We start from the raw sequence: 23035 nt of genomic DNA, 5'->3' as shown, positions 1-23035 counted from the left end.
ACCATATTGGGAGGTTCCATCGTATGAAGAAACGTCTTCTTGTCTCATCAATTAGTTTGGTCCTTGCAGCTTCAACTGTCTTAAGTACGGCTGGTGCAGCATCAAAAACCGATACCATTGTGATAAGACATACGCAATTGGGCGAGGCGAAACAACAACGCTTCAATATCCTAAAAGATGTATTAGCAAAAGTTACAAAAGAAGTTCCAGGAGTCAAATACAAACTGGACGGCGTAGATTCAGACGTAAACCGCAAAGAGAAATTACGTTCTGAAATGGTCGTTAACAAAGCTCCTGCAATCTTTGATCTATTCGGTGGATCCGATACGCAGCTGTATGTAGAAGCAAATAGGCTGCTTGATCTAACTCCGATTCTGAAAGAGCTTGGTTTATCAAATAAGTTTATTTCTTTGGACGAATTTAAGGTGAACGGAAAAATATACGGTTTGCCTATCGGCGGCTACCAAGAAGGTTATTTCTACAACAAAGATTATTTTAAAGCTCACGGTCTAAAAGTTCCGACAACATTATCCGATCTTGAGAAATTAGCAGCCACCATTAAAAAAGACGGAAAAACACCGTTTGCCCAAGCTTCCAAAGCCGCATGGGTGCCGTTAATGACAGCCAATACATTGTGGGCCCGTTATGCAGGTCCGGATATTACGAACGGATTCGTAACTGGTAAAACAAAATGGAATAGTGCTCCAATGGTAGCCGCTTTTACGAAATACCAAGATTGGGTGAAAAAAGGCTACTTTAAAAAAGGCGAGCTCGGCTTGGATTATGCCGAACAGCGCAACCAGCTCATTCGTGGTGAAGCCATCATGATGTATGACGGATCCTGGGCTTCCAGCGTATTCGCGGATCCTAAGCAAGCCGGTAGTTTGACGAACAAAGTTGGTTACTTCGCAATGCCTTCTGTAGCTGGCGGCAAAGGCAACCAAACTTATGTAAACGGCGGCTTCTCCAACGGATACGGTTTCTCGGCAAAAGTTAAAAATGACAAAAAGCAATTGGCATTCGTAAAATCGTTCATTAAGAACATGTACAATGATACGATGCAAATTCGCGGACTTGAAGCAGACGGTGTCTTGCCTTCCATGAAAGTAGACAGCTCGAAATTGGCTAATGCCAAAGCTTCCGCTCTGGTGAAAGAAATCATTGCAGTAGGCAACAGAGCAAGCGGTGCTTTCCCAGCATTTGATTCACTCGTTCAACCTGACGTAAATACGGCGATTAGTGAAGGCATTCAAAAACTAATTGGCGGTAAAATTACGCCTAAGGCCATGCTCGACGGTGTTCAAAAGGTTCAGAATACAGTAAACAGCGACGACGATTTTTAAGCCAGAATAAGTAAGAAAAGTACCACCCTCCTAGCGTGGGTGGTACTTTTTTATAAAACCGATTCATGCAGCAAATGTCTGATTATCCCGGAGGAAACGATGAACAAAACATTAAGAAACCCATGGACGTATATCCTGTTTCTGCTGCCTCTCCTTGTGCTATATGTCATGTTTTTCATTTATCCGATGATCTCTGCCTTCACCACAGGCTTTATGAAATGGAACGGTCTTACCGAACCGCGGTTTAATGGTTTGACAAACTTTAAGCATGCGTTTAATGACAATTTGTTTTGGGACTCCGTACTTAATAACGGTAAATTCATTCTGTTCTCGGTTTTCGTGCAAGTTCCAATCATCATCTTCTTCTCACTCTTAATCAGCAACGTGAAAAAACTGAAAGGTTTATATAAAACGGCGGTATTTATCCCCTCCGTCATGTCAACTGCGGTGATCGGAATCTTGTGGAGTTTCATCTACGAACCGGATATCGGCTTGTTTAATCAAATTTTGACAAAGCTTGGAATACAACCTGTCATGTGGTTATCCGATACCAAATGGGCCATGTTCTCGATCTTAATAACCAATGCATGGCAGTGGACGGGATTCTATATTGTTATGGTTCTTGCTGCAATCTTGGCGATTCCTAGGGAAATCGATGAAGCCGCAATAGTTGATGGTGCTAGCGCTTTTACACGCGCAACCCGAATTACGGTGCCGCTCATTATGCCGATCATTTCGGTTGTGATCATGCTTTCCATCTCAGGTGCTATGAAAGCGGCTGATATTATCATCGTTATGACAGATGGTGGCCCAGGTGGAGTTACGGATGTAATGGCAACCTACTTAATTAAATACGGGATAACGAATGCGAAATATGGGTATGGCAACTCCATTGGGGTATTGATCTTCATGTTCTCTCTCATTCTTACAGCACTGTACCAATTTGTAATTGCCAGAAGAGTGGAAAGGGTCGAATACTAATGACGATGACGCTAAGATCCGTGAGAAAAAGCATCCCCCATATTCTTTTATTAGGTTATCTAATCGTGACCCTTTACCCTTTCGTGTTCGTCCTCTTCTCATCCATAAAGTCGGATAATCAGGCGATTGCAAGTAACCCCTTCGGCTTCCCTGCTTCGTTTCATTTTGAAAACTATTATGAAGCATGGGTGAATGCGAAGATCAGTGTTTACTTTTTTAATAGCTTGTACATATCAACACTATGCTCGATCGTGACGATTATCTTCTCATCTATGGGAGCATTTGCGATTACGAGGATGCGATATTTGAAAATAAGCAAAGGGCTGTACCAGTTCATCCTTATCGGCTTGCTCATTCCTAGTAATGCCTTACTGCTGCCTATTTTCAAAATGTTGAATGATATCTCCATATTTGATCAACCCGTATTGGGAACCCATATGGCACTAATTCTTCCTTACACCGCCGGAGCAATTCCATTTACAGTTATCATACTGGCTGCGTTTATGCGATCTATTCCGAGTGAAATTGAAGAGGCTTCTGTCATGGATGGTTTGAAGTCAAAGGGGATTTTCGCTAAAATTATTATGCCTATTACGATCCCGGCATTGGTAACCGTATTTATCATTAACTTCATTGGAAACTGGAATGAGTTTCTGCTCGCAAATTTCTTCATTTCCACAGACGAATTGCGAACGCTGCCAGTCGGGATGGTCGGTTTCCGCGATATCTACAACACCAATTATGCTCAAATGTCTGCGGGAATCGTATTCAGCATCCTTCCGGTCATGATTATTTATGCCGTCCTGCAGAAGCAGATTATAGAAGGATTAACTGCCGGCGGCGTTAAAGGCTGATCGGTAACCTCGATACAAAGATATGGCTTCTAAAGAAGAAGCACTACAACCTCATGGGTTGCAGTGCTTCTTTTTTATGCCACATTTACATACGCTCGGTATTCCAATGGTAGCCGTTGATGAATGGTCCAAGATGAATCCTACCCTTGCTGCCTATCTAGGTGATATTGCGGAAGTGAACGATGAGAATCTGGAGAAGATCATAGAGCTTAAACCTGATTTGATTATCGCTGCTGGTGATGTTAAAAACTTTGATAAGCTGAGTAAAATCGCCCCGCTGTCACTGTCATTGAGAGCTATGAAAAACAAATTTATATTTATGGTGAACAATATACGCGCGGTACAGAGATTCTCTATCAAGAGAATAACAGTATCTACCACCCTAAATAACCAAAATTAACTCAAGCGCTTGTTCACTTATCGGTGAGTCAGAATCCGCTCCTCATACCCGATCTCCAGTTGACGCTTTAACTGGGGGGAATTCTCGATTGCCTTCTGGAATAATTCACGGTGCATGGTCAGTAGAGTGCTCGGGGTTAGTGCCCGAATCGTAGCCGTTCTTGGAATCGCCTTAAGCAAAGCCATCTCTCCAAAATAATCGCCATCCTCCAGCACTGCGAGTCTGCGGCTTTCTTCTCCTTCACTCTGCTGCAACACCTCTACTTGTCCACGAACAAGAATATAGAAGCGATTGCCTTCTTCGCCTTGCTTCATAATTGTACGGCCTGAGTTCACTCTTTCCGTAACGAGAGCTTGCTGGATGTCCCCAAGAGTCCCCTCGTCTAGCGTACTGAACAGAGGAATCTGTCTTAGACGTTCCAAAGTTACGTCCGCGCTGGTTCCATCCTCGCTGATCACGAATCCATCCTGCTTGGACCACATTCGTCGATAAATTTCGCTGCTTTCGAGCAGTTCTTCATGCGTACCGCCGCCCGCCAATTCGCCCTTATGGATAACATAGATCCGATCTGCATGCTTGATTGTTCGTAACCGATGAGTAACCGAGATGATCGTTCCGGCTACCGCTCCGGTTGCTGCACCTTCATCATGAGCTACCTGCAGAGATGCCGAATCCGCTATTCCCAAGATCGAATTATAGATAGCCTCTTCCCCTACAGGGTCAAGTGCCGAGGTCGCCTCGTCCAGCAAGAGGATATCCGGCAGTCGGACGAATGCGCGGGCGAGAGCTACGCGTTGTCTTTGTCCGCCGGATAGGTTGCGCCCTCCCTCTCCTACTTTGAACTCGTACCCGCCTGGCTGGGCTGTGACCCATTCATGGATATCCGCTTGCATCGCCGCCGTCTCTACTTCATCATCCGTTGCGGTTAACCTTCCGAACCTAATATTTTCGCGAATACTGGTATGGAATAGAAGTACCTCCTGAGGCACAAAGGCAAACAATTTACGGTAGATGTCGAGAGGCACCTCGCGCGCATCAGCCCCATCCAGGCGGAGTCTTCCAACATTTGGTTCATCGAATCTCATGAGTAAGTTAACGAGAGTGGATTTGCCAGAACCGCTCGAGCCAACGATCGCGACATGCGTTCCTTGTGGGATGGTTAACGTAATTCCACTAATGGAATTAACCGAATCCAAATAGCCAAATGAGACTTTCTCCAGCTCGAGCTCGCGTGTGAAACTGGAAGCTTTGAGTTCCGCATCTCTCCGCGCCTTATTTTCCGCTTCCCCCACTCCAAGTGTCACTTCAACCTCCGTCACCTTTAGCTCCTCCGGATTGCCCGGCTGGCTCAAGATAACCTTACGAAGTCTTCCCCAGCTTAGATCAGCCTGCACGAACTGTGGGAAATATCGGTTCAGCGAAGAAGCATAGCTGCTAATACGCAGATAAAAGCTTTGGAACGAAGCAAGTACGCCCACGGTGAGTAGATCGTATTTCGTTAAGTAAGCACCTACAGCGATAATGACGACATTAAGTATAAGTAGAGTTATTGAGACCGACTTGGCCAGCAATCCCCTCATGAACTGCGCGCGAAGACCCATCGGAGCGACTTCGTCCGTCATCGAGATCATACGTTTGCGTTCCCAAGCGAATAGCCCGAAAGCTCGTATAATTTGGTGAAAATGAAGCCGGTCTAACACGAGCGCGTTGAAGTTTTCCTGCGTTTTATACAGATCCGTAGCGGCTAGCGTGGGCTTATTCATCAGCTTCGGAATGATGAAACAGAATGGAAGACCTATGAGGATCATCCAGAAAAACCATCTGTTCATCGTATACAGAATCGTGAGAGAGAATATAAGGCCGAGGATCGAGCTAATAAAACCTACCAACGCGAGGAATGTGGCATGCATCGTGTTCAAATCGGTAGAAAGCCGTGTCGTAACCGAGCTTGGACTCGTGCGTCGGTAGTAAGACTCCGGAAGGATCTGTAGTTGGCCGAACACGCGATAACGAAGCTCATCCTGCATCCGAATTCCGGTCTTAATGAGCATATAGTCCATTAACAGTTCCGCAGCTGAAGCGAAGATCGCTCCCGATACGAGAATCACGAGGAAAAGAGTAAGTTTATCATAACTCGCGGGAGTAAGAATTTCGTCAATGAGATATTTGAAGCTGTACGAGAAAGTGACTTGGAAAGCGAGCATTACGATCATCAGCGAGAAAATCGCCGTCATTTGCCATCGGTAACGCGCAAATTGCGAGAAAAGAAACTTCAACATCTCTTTCATGGACAATCTCCTTCTATCAATGATAGCAGCACCCTATATAGTTCGACACGAAACGCGCGACAACCTTTAGTAGACGGAATGAGACGCCACTGATAACAATTACGACCCGTTGCTATAAGGAAACCCGAATCTATCCCAAGACTCGTTTTCGACAAAATCAATGATCATCTTGCATCATAAAAGTATAAGTTTGGTAGTCAATCTATCAGGCAATCTATGACTGTCGGAAAAAAATCGCTAAGTCGGAATCCTGGAGACATACCGTCCGCGCGGTCTGCCCCCTTATGGACTCCATACGAAAAACAGCCACCCCGAAGGATGGCTGTTTTGTTCGTATGGAGCCAAGGGAAATCGTACCCCTGACCTCTTTCATGACTATTTGTGCTTGCTCTGGAACGCTTCTCGCATGATCAGTTTAAGCATGCTTGGCTGCACCGCAACCGTTGCCACCGCCGCTACTTTTTGAAGATATCTGTCACTTGAAAGCTGCCCAAGCATGCAATTCGCCAAATCTGCCCTGGATGTGAATCTACCTCTGATATGATTTTCTGCCATTTGATACGGTGTTACTTCGGAAGTTTCGAAAAGACCGGATGGCCTGACGATCGTCCAATCCAAATTCGTATTTTTAACCATCTTCTCCATTCGTCGCATATCCTCATACAACGTCTTCCCGATGGTGTTGACGATGACAGGCTGCACGATTTTCTCAAAGAAGAAACCTCCCTGAGGGTCGGCATGAGGCTCGGTTGCGCTTGAGCTTACACAGACGAGACGACGAACGCCGAAGCGGTTCATGGCCTGGATAATATGATCGATGCCTTGCGAATAGACTTGAATAGGTTGACGGCTGAATGGAACGCCAAGGGTCGAAAGGACAGCATCCTGCCTTGCAACCGCGTTTTCTACGGACGCGAGGTCATATACGTCACCTTGCATCACCCGAAGCTGCTCGTGTTCAATCGGAAACTGCTCAGGATGACGGGTAATTGCGGTCACCGAATGTCCTCCCGCTAACGCTTGCTCCGTCAATAGCCTACCCGTTGGTCCATTTGCTCCAAAAATAACGATTTTCATTTGGCTTCACCCTTCGCGCGACTTGTTGCAGCCTGTTTTGCAAGTGAAGTTGCGCTCCAAAACATACCCAATGCGATGACCGGATGAAGCGCGCCAAGGATTCCGATCTTAGACGAGAGATTAGCCGTGACGAACATGAGGACCACCATCACCAATTGCTGGATGCCCTTCAATCGATATGAGATTGGTAAGCGAGTGATGAATGATAGCAAGATCGTAATAACAGGAAACACGATAAATACGCGGGCAAAGTTCTTATGTGCGACCCAATCGGCCGAATCCACAAATAAAGACATTCCAGCGATAAATACTTGTGCTAGTATTGCCAAAGCGAAAAAGATTGCCGTCCACTTAAGAATAGGCAGGACTTTTGCCTCCGTTTGATTTCGATTTGTCATTGTTAATCTATCCCTTCCCAATATGAGTGAGTGCACACTCATTGATGATTAAAAAAGAGTGCTATATTGTACTGAGTGCGCACTCACTCATCGTATCGGAACCTCCCTCTCATTGTCAAGAATTATTCCTGAGCTTCACGGCTCTAGTCCTTGCATAATCGTCGACAATAGCTGCTCTACAAACTGTTTTCTAGTCTCACCCGGCTCTACCTCGCCTAAAAATTGCATATGAAAAGCATGCTGAAAACATGCACCAAGCAACAAATCTGCAACGCTGCGCGGGCTCACATCAGCATTCACTCTTCCGAGTTTCTGTTCGGCGCGAATATACCCGGCTACGATTTCGTTAGCCCGATGAGGACCTTCATTTCGTTCTTGAAACCCTTCCCGATGACGAGTTAGGAAACTGGGCTCCGTAAATAACGATGCTGTAAGAAAGATAGACAGTATAAAATAATCAAGCGCTGCAAGCGCCACTTCATTCAGGTTCTCCCTTACGAGCTGTTTGCCTCGATTTCCGTTCAACTGGAACAGGACCGCAAGAAAACCTTGCAGATGCTTTTTCATGATCTGCATAAACAGATCTTCCTTGCTTTTAAAATGATTGTACAACGATCCTTCTGAACATCCAGCGATTCGAGCGATTTCCTTCGTGGTCGATTTAGACAAACCGTTTGTAATGATGACTTGTTCAGCTGCATCCATAATTTTATTGCGGAGCTCCATACGATCTACCTCTTTTAGTCATAATCTTCATTATCATTACAACAAATTATGAGTGAGTGCTCAACCAAAGTCAATATTGATCAACTGCCTCCTGGCTGATGTAGAGCCCCATATGAAATACAGCCACCCCGAAGGATGGCTGTTAAATTTCATATGGAGCCAAGGGGGATCGAACCCCTGACCTCTTGCATGCCATGCAAGCGCTCTCCCAGCTGAGCTATGGCCCCGTAATTATAGCGTGTCACAAGGGGAATTATAGCACGCGGCGCTCAGGCTGAACAAGCACTATTTTCACAGTAACACGCCTCTCACCCGCTCCATTACTCGAACCAAGCCTGCCGAAGCCGTGACACTCCTTCACGAATCTGCTCCTCCTGCAAGCCGGCAAAACCAAGCATGATATACGATCTCGGACAATCGGCCGGATTCGTCCAGTGCTTCATCGGCGAGTACACCTGAACGCCTCGCTGAGCTGCCAGTTGGATAAGCTCCTCACAGTCGCGTCCGATTACGTTAAGCAGAAGATGCATCCCAGACTTTTGCCCAATAACGCCGACTCGGCTCTCGAGCTGATCATGGATCGCACGAAGCAATGTGCGGTGCCTCGTCTGGTAAAGCTTCCGCATCTTGCGGACATGCCGCTCGAAACCGCCGTCTCTCATAAAAAGATACATCGCTGTTTGGATCAGCGTCGATACGGATTGGCTATAATTTTGCAACCCCTCCCTATATGTATCCGCGAGCGACTCTGGCAGAACAACATAACTTAGTCTCGCCCCTGGCAAAAATGACTTCGAGAATGTGCCCAAGTAGATGACACGATCGGAACGGTCAAGCGCCTTGAGTGCCGGGATTGGCTGACCTTGATAGCGAAACTCGCTGTCATAATCATCTTCGAGAATAAACCCGCCCTGCTCATATGCCCACTGCAGCAGCTTCCCCCGCTTCTGAACGGGCATTACGATGCCAATCGGGAACTGATGCGAAGGCGTCACATAGACCACATTTGCTCCACTACCCCGAAGCGCCTCAATCGACAGACCATCCTCCTCCAGCGGAATTGGAACGATCTCTCTAAGGTGGTTCACGAACACGGCTCTAGCCCCGTTGTACCCGGGTTCCTCCATCGCAATCCGCTCCGTCAGCGGCAGTAGCTGGCACAGCAAGCTGATCGCCTGCGCAGTTCCAGCACTCAAGAAGATCTGATCAGCCGAGCACGAAACGCCCCGTGACTGGAACAAATACCTCGCAATCTCCTCACGCAGCCCAAGGTGGCCTTGCCGATCTCCGTAGCCAACGACCTCATGCAATCGGTCATCCATCGCTTCTGCCAAACACTTCTTCCACACCTTCACCGGAAAAAGCTCCAATTCCACGTCCCCGTACTCAAAATCTATCGTCCCCGCTCGCCCCTGCTCACTTATTTCCTGGGAAGGTTGTTCTTTCATCTGCCTTACGCTTGCAACAGGCAACTGCTCCAACGGCAGCACGAAGATCCCACTCCTCGGGCGACTCTGAAGATAACCTTCTGATAGCAGCTGCTGATAAGCGGCCTCTATGGTATTTTTGCTGACCAATAAGTGCGCGGACAATTGACGAATCGATGGTAAGCGGTCATTCACGGCTAATGCGCCATCCTCGATTTGCTTACGGATATACCGATAGAGCTGGTCGTACAGCGGGCTTTCGCTCTCTTTTTCAAGTTTAGGGGTTAAGCTAATCATATCCATTCACCATCTGTACCCATAATTTTGTGTATAACTGTCACTTCAGACAGGGACAATTTCCAACTAAAATGACTATAACAAAGACAGACACAACCAGCAACAGAAGGAGAGATACCGATGTTTCCAATACGATTGGCTAAACGCGCATGCACCGACCAAACCCGCATCCAACATTTTCTCGAGCAAGCCCAAATTGGATTTTTAGGCCTAACCACAGATGATATCCCCTATGTCGTACCACTTAATTATTACTGGCGGGAAGGTGCCATTTACTTCCATGGTGCAGCTGAAGGCCGCAAAATCACGATGATCGACCGAAATCCACGAGCCTGCTTCACCGTCAGCGAAGAGTACGGGACAATCACATCGCCGATTCCCGCTCACACCGATACCGCCTACATGAGCACCATTATTGATGGCACGATTCTCAAAGTGACCGATATCGTCGAAGCGACGGAAGCCATGCAAGGGATGCTGAACAAGTACGTACCTGGCTATTACGACAAGCCGCTGCCGCAGAGCCACTTAGAGAGATATGTGTCCTCGATGGGAAGCAAGACGGCTGTTTTCAAGCTCGTTACTACCTCTATCACCGCTAAGGAAAATGAAGCGCAGCCTGACCATATGTTCTATCCGGGGAGAACGATTAGCTCGACCTAAATCAAACTCGAATATATGTAAGAGAGTAATTCTATTGCGGCTTGATGACGCGCCATTTATACTAATCCTGTAAAATCAAACCACCCGCAGGAGGTAGAAATGAAAGTCTATTTGATTCGACATGCCGAACCGGATTACCCGAATAACACGATTACTTCGCCCGGACACTTGGAAGCTGGGGCATTAGCAGAACGGCTTGCGGGTACGAAAATTGACCGAATCTACAGCTCCCCACTTGGCAGGGCACTCCATACGATGCAATACACTTCTGATGCAACGGGGATACAACCTACCATATTGCCTTGGCTTGCAGAGCTTGATGGTTGGCAAATTACAAATCCCTCCGGAGAGGCGACAGTAGCATGGAACTGCGATCACACCTGGGTTCGGGAACATAGACCATATCCTACTCGAGATAACTGGCATGAACTCGCACCCTTTAACAAACCGGAGTTTCGCGATCATTTTCAGATCATCAAGGACAATTCTGATCAATTCTTCGAAAGGAACGGCTATCGTCGCGAAGGCGGGCGTTATCGAATTATGGAGTCGAATCGGGACACGATTGCGATCTTCTGTCATCTTGGCTTCGGCCTCGCTTGGCTCTCCCATCTGCTGGAATTGCCGCTTTCATTAGTCTGGTCCAGCTTTTGGATTGCCCCAAGCTCAGTCACAACCATTGTTATGGAAGAGCGCGACCATGGTTTTGCCGCGCCTCGCTGTTACGGCATTGGCGATATCGGCCATATTTACAAGGCAGGGCTGCCGACTAGCACAGCCGGATTATTCGCGAATAACATTGACTAACTATTGGGGAAAAATGATTGGAGATGCTTTTTGCCTAGTCCTTCGTTATACGAACAATAAATACACGTTGGTCGTGAGGCACACGCCGCATTGCTGCAAGGTGCACCTTAATCGTGCCTTTGTACGCAAGGCGGCTTTTTTGCGTCTACTCGGCTATTGATGATGAGAGGATGAGTGAAAGTAAGATGATTCTATTTGAAAATGCGTATGAGGAATGGCTGAGTAGCCACAAATCGGAGGAGAGCAACCCTCGAAGACGCGAATTACTTGAAAAAGGTCTAGGCCATGGCACACGTGAGTTTCTAAGAATGATCTGGTACCCCGTAGTCCGCAACTTCAACCATCTCTATCCGGAATGGGAAGTAAGAGATTTCAATAACGGCTATCGCTACGTGGACCTCGCTTATATGCCCGGCGGCGAGATGAAAGGCGGCATAGAGATACAAGGTTTCGGGCCTCATGCGAGGGACCTCGATGTAAGAAGGTTCAAAGACTTATGCTGGCGGCATAGTTTGCTCGCACTCGATGATTGGCTATTGTTGCCGATCGCCTACCTCTCGATAACGGAAGAGACTCAGCGCTGCCAGCAGCTTGTGCTTTCTTTCATGGGGAAGTTCGTGACCACGACAGAGCTGCCACAGCACTTGGGCTGGCAGGAAGCGGAAACCGCGCGGTTCGCGCGCCGCCTTCTGCGGCCATTCACGCCTGCCGAGCTAGCTGCGCATCTGCGGATTACTGAACAACATGCTCGGCGGCTGTTGCACAAAATGATCGAGTATCAGCTGCTAGTTGTCGCCGGGGATAAGCTGCGGTATCGTACGTATGCGATACGGATTACTTAGTTTGCTTGTTACTAAACACCACAACACTGCTCCTCCGCTCTAACGAACTCAGGAAGCGTTACTCCACGCAATTGAGCCTTCTTGGGAGGGAAATTGGGGCAATAGCGTGTCCTGAGTTCGTTAGCGGAGTAGAACATCCGAAATCGGCTAAATAAGCGCTATACGATTCGTTAGCCCGGGGTGGGACGGCTGGGCGGAGTTTGTAAGAGCCACAACAACCTCCCCCACTCTACTATGCCATACCCTGTTCCTCCTCTAACGAACTCAGGAAGCGTTATACGAGCAAGTTGGACGGGTTTGATTTTCTAACGAACTCAGGAAGCGTTATTCCGCCCAATTGAGCCATTTTGGGAGGGAAATTGGGGCAATAACGTGTCCTGAATTCGTTAGCGGATTAGAACAGCCGAAATCGGGTAAATAAGGGCTGTACGATTCGTTAAGCCCGAGATGGTTGAGGGCATTCGTTAACACGAAATGGTTAGGGCCAAGCCGAGTTAGTTGGTGAGTGTGCGCGATGCCGTGTAAATGAGCGGTGTTCATGGGTTGGCGGCGAACTAGATCGCGAGTTAGTTGGTGAGTTTGCGCGATGCCGTGTAAGTGAGCGGTGTTCGTGGGTTTGCGGCGGACTAGATCGCGAGTTAGTTGGTGAGTGCGCGCACATACCGTGTAGCTAATAACAAAAACACACCTGCCCCCAGGTGTGTTTTTTCCATCTATCCAACTATCGCTTCTCGCTCTCCGTAATCACATACTCCACCAGATCATCCAGAGGCACAGTCGCGAGGCAGATCGCCGTGTCAGTCGCGCCGTAGTAGATGTACAGCAAGCCGTCCTTCACGACATTCGCTGTAGGGAATACGACATTCGGGATGAACAACCCGAACTTCTCGTAATACGTCTCCGGCTCCATGACGAAGCCCGGTGCACGAGCGATAACTTTCTCTGGCTGCTCCAGATCGAGCAGCATCGCGCCGACGCGGTAAATATGGTCTGGGCCTACGCCGTGATATAGCACGAGCCAGCCTTTGTCGGTCTTGATTGGAGGTGTCGATCCGCCGATCTTCTTGAACTCCCACTCCTGCTCCACCGTCGCAAACAGAATCGGATCTTCCCAAGTGATCAAGTCCTCCGAGTACGAGATCCACATCGCCGGCTTCTCTGTGCCGTATGCTTCTCCGATATACTCCTCCGGACGGCGGAGCAGCGCATATTTGCCGCCAATCTTCTCAGGGAATAAGATATTGTCGCGGTCATTAATATCAAGCGGAGTCGTATCGCAGAGGAACTCCCAATTGATTAAATCCTTCGACGTTGCAATAGACGAACGCGTCCGCCAGTGAACCTCCTCCTCGCCCCAGCCATCCGGAAATGACGGACGCGAGTTGTTCGGAATACCGACGCCTGTTGGGTAATAACTCATTGAACAAGGACGCAGCGCATAATTCAAATAGAACGTATCGTCGAATTTCACCAGGCGTGGATCTTGAATGCTGCCATGCGGGAAGCCAAGCTGCTCAGGATGAATAACCGGCTTATCCAGCACATGCTTGAAATTCACACCATTCTCGCTCTCAAGTAAGCCGAAGAAGCATTGGAACGGATCAAGACTGCCTGCTGTGCGTTCAATCATATAAAATTTATCGTTATCAATAATAACTGCCGGGTTAAACACCGTGGCCTTACGCCAATCGTACAAGCCCGGCGTCACAATTGGATTCGCTTCGCATCGTGTAATTTTCATCATTACATCAGCCTTTCGTGTTGGTTTCAGAATGATTCGGATAGAAACAGAACATTCATCCCACTATATCACGCTACCAAAATGATGAACACCGCATTTCCACAGCAATTCAAACACAAACAGAAATCCAAACATAAAAAACCCACTAACCGCTAAACAAACCAGCGGCAGTAGGCTTTCCTTACTATTTTATTCACTCTCGGTTACTCCATCGGGTTCTTCGAAAGCAAATTGCTCAGCTCTTTCATAAACATGTCGATGTCCTTGAACTGGCGATAGACGGAGGCGAATCTGACATAAGCGACTTCGTCGACTGGATGCAGCTGTGACATGACGAGCTCGCCGATTTCGCGGCTCTCCACTTCGGCAAGCGCCGTCGTACGCAATTCTTTCTCCGCTTCAGACACAATGATTTCAAGCTGATCAATCGAGACCGGACGCTTCTCGCAGGCACGAATAAGTCCGCGCAGTATCTTATCGCGGCTGAACTCTTCACGGCTGCCGTCTTTCTTAATGACGATCAGCGGCGTTTCCTCCACCATCTCGAACGTCGTGAACCGCCTTGTGCATTTCTCGCACTCACGGCGGCGGCGAATCGATTTATTTTCGTTAGCGGGTCTGGAATCAAGCACTTTTGTCCCAGCATAGTCGCAGTACGGGCATTTCATCGGTTTATATCCTCCGTCTTCATGTCAAAGTGAACGCCAAATCTCTTCAGCAATCGTTTACCAACCGTTACCTGTTATTAAAAAAAGCATTCCGCACATAATACAGTTACCAACCGCGAGGAGGTGAACGACAGTGGCTAACGGAAACAGCAACCAACTAGTTGTACCACAAGCTAGCGCTGCACTAGACCAAATGAAATATGAGGTCGCACAAGAGCTGGGCATTTCTCTTCCGCAAGATGGATACTATGGCAACATCACAACAAAAGATGCCGGTTCCATCGGTGGTAGCATTACCCGCAAACTGGTGCAAATTGCAGAGCAATCTCTAGCAGGTCGATAATCTGAAGGCTTAATCAACAGGCTTTGGCTGGTTGCCGGTAGGCAGCCGGCCAAAGTTTTTTTCATGATACCGAAACCCACGATGTTACTCGACGAGCAAATCCGGATATAGGTCCTTGTACTTATTATAATAATAAATGACTCGCTGTACATAGTGCCTTGTTTCTCCGTATGGCACCTGATCTACCGTATCCAGCTTCCCGTCCCAAGTTCCGGCTTTTAGCCAGCGGTTCACCGTGCCGGGTCCGGCATTATAAGCAGCAATTGCCGTATACATATTGCCGTCAAACTGATTATACAGCGCACTCAAGTACCACGAGCCCATCTCAATTCCGATATCAGGCTGGTTCGAAATCGCTTCTAGCGTAACATTCGTAAACCCGCCGCGCTCGATAATCCATTTGGCTGTATCCGGCATAAGCTGCATGACGCCAATCGCCCCTTTTTTGGATACGACGCCTGGCTTATAGTTCGTCTCAACGCGGATAATGGCAGCGACGAGATGCGGTTCGAGCTTGTAATTGGTCGCGCTAACAACAATATCCGTACGGTATTTCACCGGGTACATCCAATGGCTCATCCATTCAGAGCGTACGAATAATAAAGTTAGAAATGCAATAACGAGGATGAGGACCACTCTGCGACGTAATTTGTTTCTTCGTTTTATCTTGTTCATGGCAATCCCTGCTCACGCCAAAATCGTTCAACCTGCTGCTCCGTCTCTGCCAGCGATCCGCTGTTGTCGATGACGTATGTAGCCCTGCGCTTCTTTTCATCAATATCTAACTGCAGCGCGACTCGCTGAGAAGCCTGCTCCTCTGTAAGCTGATTCCGCTGCATCAGCCGTTCAAGCTGAATGCGCTGCGGCACATAGACGACCATCACCGCATCGTACATCGCATCTTGCCCTGTTTCGAACAACAAAGGGATATCCGCGACGATCAGCTGATTCGGATCTTCCAGTTCATATGCCTCTATTCTGTCCCACATTCTCTTCCGAATTGCAGGATGCAGAATCAACTCCAGCTTGCTGAGCCGTTCCGGGTTTCCAAACACAAGCCTGCCGACCTCCGCACGGTTCATTGTGCCGTCTGCATTCAAGACAGCTTGTCCGAATTCAGAAGCAATTGCTAATAGCGCAGGCTCGCCGGGAAGCACTACTTCCCGAGCGACCTGGTCTGCATCAACAAGCTTGGCGCCGCGCGCGAGAAGCATCGCGCTGACTGTGCTTTTGCCACAAGCGATGCCGCCTGTTAATCCGAGTTTCAATCCATTCACCTCATATTAGAATAAGCCTATACACTTGCTTGCTTTCACATTCAATAACATTCTATTCTACATAAGCCGCAAAAAGCCCATCACAATGAGCATAATGCCAGGCAATACCGATAACGTCTGCATGCCGCGCCATCCGGCGAAGCGGAATCCGAGCCTCATGCCTGCAAGCAAAAATACGGCGCTGGCGGTACAGATGACAAAGGCGGTCAGCAGCGGGTTGAAACCAACCATCGCAGCGCCAAGCCCCGCGCCGAAGCTGTCGAGCGACAGTGCGAAGCCAAGCAGAATCGCTTCCGAAGCCGAGATCGTCCCAGAACGATCCACGTCAGCCACTTGCGGTGTACGCAAAATCTGAATGACGATACCAAGCCGCTTGAGCTCGAGATTGACAATAGCCGATGCAGCAAGCTCGCCTGCCGCGGGTTCCACCCCAGTGACGGCGATGCCGCTCACTTGCGACGCTGCCCGATCAGCAGCATCCTCATTCGCGCCGTTCTCTCCGGCCTTTCGACGCTGCCAATATTGAATGAGTGCCCAGACGCCGATACACATCAGCAGAAGTGCACCGATCCATTTTGCTATAACCGGCGACATATAACCTGTTAAGATCGAACCGATTTGCATAGACAGCCAGACGACTAGACCCGAGCAGAACGCGATAATGACAATCGAGAAGAGTGGAATCCGAATGCGTCGCAAGCCATACGTAACTCCAACGCCAAATCCATCCAAGCTTACGGCAAAAGCTAGCAGCAGCAATGATGCGGCATGTACAAGCAATTTGATGTCCCTCCCATGATGACGTGACGCACAGGTTTCTGTGCATTCGCCTAGAACATGAATGGTACATCATATGCGCGCCGCCTCAAGTCGTGCCTTATTTGGCGCTTTGCCCCACTTGCTTCGCTCTCGTTCTTAGCTTCGGCAAAGGCTGACAGCGTAGACAAATATGTGTGCCTCGCCCGCCAACAACCGTCTTAATGATTGGACCGCCGCAGCTGCGGCATAATTCCTTCTCCCGCCCGTAGATGAGCAGTTCATGCTGGAACATGCCCATTTCCCCTTGACCGTTAACATAGGACTTGATCGAGGAGCCGCCCGCATCGACTGCGCGGCTAAGCGTTGCCCGGATTGCCTCATACAGGCGGCTCCATTCCGCAGCCTTAAGTGAATTTGCCGTCCGCTCCGGGTGAATGCCGGATGTGAACAGCGCTTCATCGACGTAGATATTGCCAAGCCCAACAATATATTCTTGATTCAAGAGCAGCGGCTTAATCTTCGTCGTGCGATGCGCGACTTCTTTCTTGAATGCTTGCAGCGTGAACGCTTCATCAAGCGGCTCAATGCCGAGCTTATTGAGCGGCGGCAACGTCAGGTCCTCTCCCGGCGCGAACAGGTGCATCGTTCCGAACTGGCGCACGTCTTTATAGCGCAGCTCTGTGCCGTCGACGAAATGGAACCTGACATGCGTGTGTAGCTCAACCGCTTCATCTTGCTTATATACACCATAACGGCCTTCCATGCGCAGATGCGACACGAGCACAAGGCCATTCAGTATTATCCTTAGAAACTTACCCCTTCGTTCCACGGATTGAATCGTGTGGCCCGCAAGCGCAGCAGCGAATACTTCCGGTTCGTGCGGCTTTTGTATTATTCGCGGAAGCGTAACAGTAACCCGTTCGATCCGTTTGCCTGCAACAAGTTCGTTCAGCGTACGCCGTACGGTTTCAACTTCAGGTAATTCCGGCATTACCTAATTCCCCTCCCTGCCAAAAAGCTCAACCACCATTATACCTCAGCGCGGCTAAAACTCCTAGCAATAAGGACTCGCGGGGTTCAGTTAGAGGTGTATGCAAAAAAGCCCTCGCCGCAAGATGCGACGAGAGCTATTATAGCTGGAACGTTATTATTGACCTCGCACCTCAAATTGCTTGTAATGCGTATGGCTGCCCGCCATATTCGAGAAACCGATTTGCCCGTTTAAATACGGCGCATCCGTATCTTCCACTTGGAGCACCATATTCCCGTCGATGTAGACGAGGAAGCGGTTCTGGATCGCAGCCACTTTAATCGTATAATCGGTGTTCAGCGACCAAGCGAATTGTGCGGAAGCGAGCTCTTTATAGCCGTGCGCATTTTTGTACAAACTGACCTTATCGCCAGGTGCGAGACCGACAGCATAAGATCGGATGCCGCCTTGGACGCGGAACTGGATGTTATGATGACTGCCTGCAATGGGATGCACGACCGCTTCGTAAACATAGTCCTGCCACGAAAGATCACCTGTGTAGCATTCCGCCGGTTCACCGCTGTAGCTTCCTGAGAGCTCACCGCCTTCAAGCGCCCATAGTCCGCGAAGGCTCGTGAACTGGCTTACTGGAAGATGAAGCCCGTGCCAGCGCTCTGTCCGTTCATGCCGGAAGTTCACCGCATATTGCGGCGTGCCCGAGAAGTGCATATGGTCGACATAAGCAACCAAATTATCGTTCCAGCCCTCAGACGGGATCCACTCGATTCCGGCTTCCTCAATGCACACATTATCCATGTATGGCAGCTCGAACGTAAGCGAAGTCCATTCGCCTCGAACTAATTCGACCGTTTCACCGTAATGGCGCACATCAGCATTACCGTCGCGTACATACAAGCGCGCCCGAATGCCTGCTCTCACAAAGTCAGGTACCATCACTTGAGCGCTAATCATCTGCCCCGGATAGAGCTGTGGCGAGAAGCTTGGATCGTACCGACTGTCGTTGAAGTCATCCGGACGATAATAGGTCTTATAATACGCTCGATAACCATAGCCGCATGTCGCGCGATCGAACAACACTTTAAGTGCACGGCTGCCGCTCGCCACTGCCTCTGTCGTATTTTCGACGAAGCTCGTTACGTGTGCCCCGCTTGGGTCCGAATCGGTACGGAAAGCATGCGTGGAGCCTGGATATTCAAAGTGGAAACGCGGACTTTCACCATTCAGCACTGAAGCCCATTCCACTGGCGGTTCAACACCTGCGATCTTGTAGCCGAAGCTTGCGATATAAGACGCGCACCACGGAATATCAAGCATATTGAGCGTTCCGATGACGCTAGAGCAGCAGAGGAAATCGTTAATCGGCTTGCGCCAGGATGCATCAATGCCGTCCAGTCCGTTCATGACGCCCATAATCGTGCCGACATTCGCAACGTTGCAGTCCGTATCATAGCCGCACATGTTACAGATGTTAATCGCACGGGAGAAATCTCCGCCGCCATAGAGAAGCGATAGCACGATAACGGCCGCGTTCGGGATAATATGGCATTCGCCAGGGTATAGTTGGTAGCCGAAGTTCTCTCTAACATAGAAGAAAGCATCACGCCAATCGTCCGGCTGCTCGGCATGATAATCCATGACAGCCTGCGTCATGCGCGTAAACTCACAGTCTGCCGGGATGACCTCCAAGCCCTCTTGCAAAATGCTCCTAATATCCCGCTGAACGAAAGCAGCAGCAATACACGCCGCAATAAACATACCGCCGTATTTGCCGTTGCCATCATGGGATACGCTTGCGATCTTCTCCGCGTACTCGGCAGCGAGCTTCGGATTTCCTGGATTGATGAGTCCCCAGACGTCGATGAAGATTTGTCCGCCAATCTGCTCGGCGACAGCTGCGCCGTTCTGCTCGATCGAGCCGGAACGCGGCGCCATAATGCCGTTCTTCAAGTTCTGGTACGCCGTATGCTCCGTCGACTTGCCATAGCCGCCCCACCAGAAGAAGCTATGACCGTCCGGCGCATAGTTAAGCCAAGTGAGGCCCATCTGCTCTGCCGTAATGTCGCTCGTATGCGTGTAATCTTCTAGCGCTCGCAGGAAGAACATCGGGCCGTTCGTATCATCGTCTGCCGCGAAGTTTTTGAATGTATGCAAGTAGCCTGTAATTTCTCCAAATGTTCTTGCAATCCGGTCATACGACCACTGCTCAATATTGCCGCCATGGCGCACGCCAATGACTTTGCCTAGCCAGCCGGCATATACCCGCTGCATATAATCGTTAGGTATCGTTGTCTGTGTCATTTCATAATCCTCCTTGATCTTAAGTAAGCGGTTACACATTTGGCATAATTATAGGTGGATTACTCGTTTTTATCAAGGTAATTCCTGTAATAGAAAGAGGCTGCCGTGGCAGCCTCTCCAATTTATTCGCAAATTACTTTGCTTCATACCAGTTGCCGCCGTAGCTGACATCCGCTCGTAGCGGCACACCAATCTTCAGCGCACTTGCCATCACTTCAGGTACGAGTGTCTTCATCAGTTCCAATTCCTCTTGCGGAACTTCGAAGACGAGCTCATCGTGTACTTGCAGCAGCATCCGGCTGCGCAGGTCGCGCGCGCGGAGTTCCTTGTCCATGTTCACCATAGCCAGCTTAATGATATCCGCAGCTGTACCTTGAATCGGCGTATTCATCGCCGTCCGCTCTGCGAACGAACGAATATTGAAGTTGGACGCGTGGATATCCGGCAAGTAGCGGCGGCGATCCAAGAGCGTCGTCACGTAGCCGTTCTCCCGCGCCTGCACGACGATATTGTCCATGTAAGTCCGAACCCCTTGGAACGCGGCAAAATATTGCTCCTTGAACCTTGCCGCCTCATCCCGCGTAATGTTCAAGTTGTTCGAGAGTCCGAAATCGCTAATGCCGTAGACGATACCGAAGTTGACCGCTTTCGCTTGGCGGCGCATGTTCGAATCCACCTGATCAGCCGTTACGCCGAACACATCCATCGCCGTCTTCGTATGAATGTCGATATCTGTAATGAACGCTTCCTTCATATTCGCATCACCCGAGATCTCCGCAAGGACGCGTAGCTCGATCTGCGAATAGTCGGCTGCGAGAATTGTCCAGCCCGGCTCCGACGGCACGAATGCTTTACGGATACGGCGGCCTTCCTCGAGACGAATCGGAATGTTCTGCAGGTTCGGGAATTGGCTCGACAGACGGCCAGTCGCAGCAATCGTCTGCCGGTAATACGTATGCACTTTGCCCGTATCGCGGCGAATCTCCTTGAGCAGCCCTTCCACATACGTGGATTGCAGCTTTGCCAGCTGGCGGTAGTGCAGAATCAAGCCGACGATCTCATGGTACGGCGCCAGCTTCTCCAATACTTCTGCGTCGGTGGAATAGCCAGTCTTCGTCTTCTTCCACGACGGCAAGCCAAGCTTCTCGAACAGTACCTCGCCCAGCTGTTTGGGCGAGTTAATGTTGAACTCCATGCCAGCATGCGTGTAGATATCGCTCATATACTGCGAAATATTCCGTTCCAGCTCTGCGCCGAGATCTTCGAGCACAGCAGGATTCACCTTAATGCCCTGCTTCTCCATGCCTGCAAGCACAACCGCAAGCGGCTGCTCAAGCTCGTAGCACAGCTTGCTCATATGGCCCTTCTCCAGCTCCTCCGTCAGAACCGGAACAAGTCTTCGAACAGCGTCCGCCTTCGCAGCCAAATGCGCGGCAAGCACGTCTCTACCCGGCACTTGGAACTTCGCTCCCTTGCCATATACCGCTTCGTCCGACTGAATAGTAGCAAGCTTGTAGCGCGAAATTAGCGCAGCAAGCGTTAAGCTCGTATCGGTCGGGTCGAGCAAATATGCAGCAAGCATCGAGTCAAGCGCCACTCCGCGCAGCTCAATACCGATCCACCACAAGGTCAGCTCCGCTTTGTGCAGATCATAGCCTTTCTTCGGCGCGTCCGCATCCTCAAGCCAAGCGCGAACCGGCTTGGACAGATTCGAATCCATGAGCTCGTCATAAGTCAGCGTCAAGATACGGTCGCCGTTTGCCACCGCAATACCAATCAATCGCGCTTGATGCGGATTGTCACCAACCGCTTCAATATAGATGCTCTCCGAAGAAGCGAGCAGCTCAGACACTGCCGCCGAGGATGTCATGTCGCTCAGCGAGACGACTTCATATGTCACCTCTGCTGAAGGCACATCCGACGCGCCTCCTGCATCAGACAAGCCAAGACGTTCGATGAGCGACTTGAATTCCAGCTTGCGGAACGCATCGCCGAGCGCCGCATCGTCATAGCCGCTGTAAGCAAGCTCGTCCGATTGATGCTCAAGCGGCACTTCACGGTAGATCGTCGCGAGCTTCTTGCTCATCACTGCGCTTTCCTGATGCTCCTCGACCTTCTCCTTCATCTTGCCCTTCAGCTCATTCACGCCTGCAATGACGCCTTCGACGCTGCCGTACTCGTGCAGCAGCTTCAGCGCCGTCTTCTCCCCAACGCCTGGGATACCCGGAATATTATCGGACGTATCGCCCATGAGCCCTTTCAGGTCAATAATCTGCAGCGGCGTCAGGCCATAGCGCTCGTTAATTTCAATGGGATTATAGCGCTCCACATCGGTGATCCCTTTACGAGTGAGCGCAATCGTAACATTGTCGGAAGCGAGCTGCAGCATATCTTTATCCCCAGAGACGACGACCGTCTCTATACCGCCTTCATCCGCAATCCGGCTGAGCGTTCCGATAATATCGTCAGCCTCATAACCTGGCAGCTCATACTGGGCGATGCCGAAGGACTTCAAGAGCTCCTTCAAGACCGGGAACTGCTCAGACAGCTCCGGAGGCGTCTTCTGACGTCCACCTTTATACTCGGCATAGCCTTCGTGACGGAATGTAATCTTCCCAGCATCGAACGCGACAAGCATATGCGTTGGTTTCTCATCTTCAATGAGCTTTAGCAGCATCGTGGTAAAGCCGTACACAGCATTCGTATGCATCCCCGCCGAATTGGTCAGCTGCGGCAGAGCGAAGAATGCCCGATAAATGATACTGTTGCCGTCGATCAATATCCATTTAGCCATTTGAGTGGCACACCTCACCTTATTTTTCCTACTGATTATCATAGCATAAAGCAAACAAGCT

Annotated in this window: 21 protein-coding genes and 1 tRNA gene; 8 read left to right on the top strand and 14 right to left on the bottom strand. The window is 49.5% G+C overall.

Annotated features, from left to right (window positions below; all coding sequences use genetic code 11):
* Positions 1-23: 23 nt before the first annotated feature.
* From BMY11_RS01665 to BMY11_RS01650, 4 genes are all read left to right on the top strand, one after another.
* Positions 24-1343, top strand: a complete 1320-nt coding sequence (locus tag BMY11_RS01665) for an extracellular solute-binding protein (RefSeq protein WP_090572733.1) — start codon at positions 24-26, stop codon at positions 1341-1343.
* A gap of 99 nt (positions 1344-1442) precedes the next feature.
* Positions 1443-2324 carry a carbohydrate ABC transporter permease gene (locus tag BMY11_RS01660; protein WP_090572732.1) on the top strand — a complete coding sequence of 294 codons (882 nt, stop codon included), beginning with the start codon at positions 1443-1445 and terminating at the stop codon, positions 2322-2324.
* A 5-nt stretch (positions 2325-2329) separates the two neighbouring features.
* On the top strand, positions 2330-3178 hold the full coding sequence (locus BMY11_RS01655; protein WP_090573484.1) for a carbohydrate ABC transporter permease: 849 nt from the start codon (positions 2330-2332) through the stop codon (positions 3176-3178).
* Positions 3179-3200: 22 nt separating this feature from the next.
* Positions 3201-3578: a TroA family protein gene (locus tag BMY11_RS01650; protein WP_090572731.1), complete on the top strand. Its 378-nt coding sequence runs from the start codon at positions 3201-3203 to the stop codon at positions 3576-3578.
* Positions 3579-3595: 17 nt separating this feature from the next.
* Here the strand turns inward: BMY11_RS01650 and BMY11_RS01645 are convergent, their stop codons facing one another.
* The 6 genes from BMY11_RS01645 to BMY11_RS01620 form a co-directional block, all read right to left on the bottom strand.
* Positions 3596-5866: an ATP-binding cassette domain-containing protein gene (locus BMY11_RS01645; RefSeq protein WP_090572730.1), complete on the bottom strand. Its 2271-nt coding sequence runs from the start codon at positions 5864-5866 to the stop codon at positions 3596-3598.
* A 375-nt stretch (positions 5867-6241) separates the two neighbouring features.
* Complete coding sequence (locus BMY11_RS01640; RefSeq protein WP_090572729.1) at positions 6242-6943, bottom strand: NAD(P)-dependent oxidoreductase; 702 nt, start codon at positions 6941-6943, stop codon at positions 6242-6244.
* On the bottom strand, positions 6940-7341 hold the full coding sequence (locus BMY11_RS01635) for a DUF6220 domain-containing protein (protein ID WP_090572728.1): 402 nt from the start codon (positions 7339-7341) through the stop codon (positions 6940-6942). Before BMY11_RS01635 ends, BMY11_RS01640 begins: the two co-directional genes overlap by 4 nt.
* Positions 7342-7476: 135 nt before the next feature.
* Complete coding sequence (locus BMY11_RS01630) at positions 7477-8067, bottom strand: TetR/AcrR family transcriptional regulator (protein WP_090572727.1); 591 nt, start codon at positions 8065-8067, stop codon at positions 7477-7479.
* A gap of 154 nt (positions 8068-8221) precedes the next feature.
* Positions 8222-8294 (bottom strand) — tRNA-Ala (locus BMY11_RS01625).
* A gap of 93 nt (positions 8295-8387) precedes the next feature.
* Positions 8388-9791, bottom strand: coding sequence for a MocR-like pyridoxine biosynthesis transcription factor PdxR (locus tag BMY11_RS01620; RefSeq protein WP_090572726.1), 1404 nt, complete (start codon positions 9789-9791; stop codon positions 8388-8390).
* 120 nt (positions 9792-9911) lie between these two features.
* Here BMY11_RS01620 and BMY11_RS01615 point away from each other — a divergent pair, with 120 nt between their 5' ends.
* The 3 genes from BMY11_RS01615 to BMY11_RS01605 all read left to right on the top strand — a co-directional run bounded on the left by BMY11_RS01615 (position 9912) and on the right by BMY11_RS01605 (position 12103).
* Complete coding sequence (locus BMY11_RS01615) at positions 9912-10454, top strand: pyridoxamine 5'-phosphate oxidase family protein (RefSeq protein ID WP_090572725.1); 543 nt, start codon at positions 9912-9914, stop codon at positions 10452-10454.
* Positions 10455-10553: 99 nt separating this feature from the next.
* Entirely contained in the window at positions 10554-11261 is a 708-nt protein-coding gene (locus BMY11_RS01610; protein ID WP_090572724.1) for a histidine phosphatase family protein, read from the top strand.
* 185 nt (positions 11262-11446) lie between these two features.
* Positions 11447-12103 carry a transcriptional regulator gene (locus tag BMY11_RS01605; protein ID WP_090572723.1) on the top strand — a complete coding sequence of 219 codons (657 nt, stop codon included), beginning with the start codon at positions 11447-11449 and terminating at the stop codon, positions 12101-12103.
* Between the two features lie 721 nt (positions 12104-12824).
* On the opposite strand, the gene BMY11_RS01600 is transcribed toward BMY11_RS01605, so the two are convergent.
* Complete coding sequence (locus BMY11_RS01600) at positions 12825-13844, bottom strand: glycoside hydrolase family 130 protein (protein WP_090573483.1); 1020 nt, start codon at positions 13842-13844, stop codon at positions 12825-12827.
* A gap of 203 nt (positions 13845-14047) precedes the next feature.
* Positions 14048-14512, bottom strand: a complete 465-nt coding sequence (gene nrdR, locus BMY11_RS01595; RefSeq protein ID WP_090572722.1) for a transcriptional regulator NrdR — start codon at positions 14510-14512, stop codon at positions 14048-14050.
* Between the two features lie 133 nt (positions 14513-14645).
* On the opposite strand from nrdR, the gene BMY11_RS01590 reads away from it, so the two are divergent.
* Complete coding sequence (locus tag BMY11_RS01590; RefSeq protein ID WP_090572721.1) at positions 14646-14855, top strand: alpha/beta-type small acid-soluble spore protein; 210 nt, start codon at positions 14646-14648, stop codon at positions 14853-14855.
* An 84-nt stretch (positions 14856-14939) separates the two neighbouring features.
* On the opposite strand, the gene BMY11_RS01585 is transcribed toward BMY11_RS01590, so the two are convergent.
* The 6 genes from BMY11_RS01585 to polA form a co-directional block, all read right to left on the bottom strand.
* Entirely contained in the window at positions 14940-15530 is a 591-nt protein-coding gene (locus tag BMY11_RS01585) for a lytic transglycosylase domain-containing protein (RefSeq protein WP_090572720.1), read from the bottom strand.
* On the bottom strand, positions 15527-16123 hold the full coding sequence (gene coaE / locus BMY11_RS01580; protein WP_090572719.1) for a dephospho-CoA kinase: 597 nt from the start codon (positions 16121-16123) through the stop codon (positions 15527-15529). Before coaE ends, BMY11_RS01585 begins: the two co-directional genes overlap by 4 nt.
* Positions 16124-16189: 66 nt before the next feature.
* Positions 16190-16912, bottom strand: coding sequence for an MntP/YtaF family protein (locus BMY11_RS01575; protein WP_090572718.1), 723 nt, complete (start codon positions 16910-16912; stop codon positions 16190-16192).
* A gap of 97 nt (positions 16913-17009) precedes the next feature.
* The gene (gene mutM / locus BMY11_RS01570; RefSeq protein WP_090572717.1) at positions 17010-17882 is read right to left on the bottom strand and encodes a DNA-formamidopyrimidine glycosylase; all 873 of its coding nucleotides are present in this window, start codon (positions 17880-17882) and stop codon (positions 17010-17012) included.
* Between the two features lie 156 nt (positions 17883-18038).
* Positions 18039-20180 (bottom strand): ADP-ribosylglycohydrolase family protein, encoded by a 2142-nt coding sequence (locus tag BMY11_RS01565; RefSeq protein WP_090572716.1) that lies wholly within the window; start codon positions 20178-20180, stop codon positions 18039-18041.
* A gap of 133 nt (positions 20181-20313) precedes the next feature.
* Entirely contained in the window at positions 20314-22974 is a 2661-nt protein-coding gene (gene polA / locus BMY11_RS01560) for a DNA polymerase I (RefSeq protein ID WP_090572715.1), read from the bottom strand.
* Positions 22975-23035: the final 61 nt, after the last annotated feature.

This window comes from Paenibacillus sp. OV219, assembly GCF_900110075.1.
GTDB lineage: Bacteria > Bacillota > Bacilli > Paenibacillales > Paenibacillaceae > Paenibacillus_Z.
Note: the sequence above shows the minus strand (reverse complement) of the source record. Positions and strands in the feature narration are given on the sequence as shown.

Excerpts from the sequence above, each read along its gene's own strand:
- BMY11_RS01665 (WP_090572733.1), top strand. The coding sequence starts at position 24 with ATGAAGAAACGTCTTCTTGTCTCATCAATTAGTTTGGTCCTTGCAGCT.
- BMY11_RS01660 (WP_090572732.1), top strand. The coding sequence starts at position 1,443 with ATGAACAAAACATTAAGAAACCCATGGACGTATATCCTGTTTCTGCTG.
- BMY11_RS01655 (WP_090573484.1), top strand. The coding sequence starts at position 2,330 with ATGACGCTAAGATCCGTGAGAAAAAGCATCCCCCATATTCTTTTATTA.
- BMY11_RS01650 (WP_090572731.1), top strand. The coding sequence starts at position 3,201 with ATGGCTTCTAAAGAAGAAGCACTACAACCTCATGGGTTGCAGTGCTTC.
- BMY11_RS01645 (WP_090572730.1), bottom strand. The coding sequence starts at position 5,866 with ATGAAAGAGATGTTGAAGTTTCTTTTCTCGCAATTTGCGCGTTACCGA.
- BMY11_RS01640 (WP_090572729.1), bottom strand. The coding sequence starts at position 6,943 with ATGAAAATCGTTATTTTTGGAGCAAATGGACCAACGGGTAGGCTATTG.
- BMY11_RS01635 (WP_090572728.1), bottom strand. The coding sequence starts at position 7,341 with ATGACAAATCGAAATCAAACGGAGGCAAAAGTCCTGCCTATTCTTAAG.
- BMY11_RS01630 (WP_090572727.1), bottom strand. The coding sequence starts at position 8,067 with ATGGAGCTCCGCAATAAAATTATGGATGCAGCTGAACAAGTCATCATT.
- BMY11_RS01620 (WP_090572726.1), bottom strand. The coding sequence starts at position 9,791 with ATGATTAGCTTAACCCCTAAACTTGAAAAAGAGAGCGAAAGCCCGCTG.
- BMY11_RS01615 (WP_090572725.1), top strand. The coding sequence starts at position 9,912 with ATGTTTCCAATACGATTGGCTAAACGCGCATGCACCGACCAAACCCGC.
- BMY11_RS01610 (WP_090572724.1), top strand. The coding sequence starts at position 10,554 with ATGAAAGTCTATTTGATTCGACATGCCGAACCGGATTACCCGAATAAC.
- BMY11_RS01605 (WP_090572723.1), top strand. The coding sequence starts at position 11,447 with ATGATTCTATTTGAAAATGCGTATGAGGAATGGCTGAGTAGCCACAAA.
- BMY11_RS01600 (WP_090573483.1), bottom strand. The coding sequence starts at position 13,844 with ATGAAAATTACACGATGCGAAGCGAATCCAATTGTGACGCCGGGCTTG.
- nrdR (WP_090572722.1), bottom strand. The coding sequence starts at position 14,512 with ATGAAATGCCCGTACTGCGACTATGCTGGGACAAAAGTGCTTGATTCC.
- BMY11_RS01585 (WP_090572720.1), bottom strand. The coding sequence starts at position 15,530 with ATGAACAAGATAAAACGAAGAAACAAATTACGTCGCAGAGTGGTCCTC.
- mutM (WP_090572717.1), bottom strand. The coding sequence starts at position 17,882 with ATGCCGGAATTACCTGAAGTTGAAACCGTACGGCGTACGCTGAACGAA.
- BMY11_RS01565 (WP_090572716.1), bottom strand. The coding sequence starts at position 20,180 with ATGACACAGACAACGATACCTAACGATTATATGCAGCGGGTATATGCC.
- polA (WP_090572715.1), bottom strand. The coding sequence starts at position 22,974 with ATGGCTAAATGGATATTGATCGACGGCAACAGTATCATTTATCGGGCA.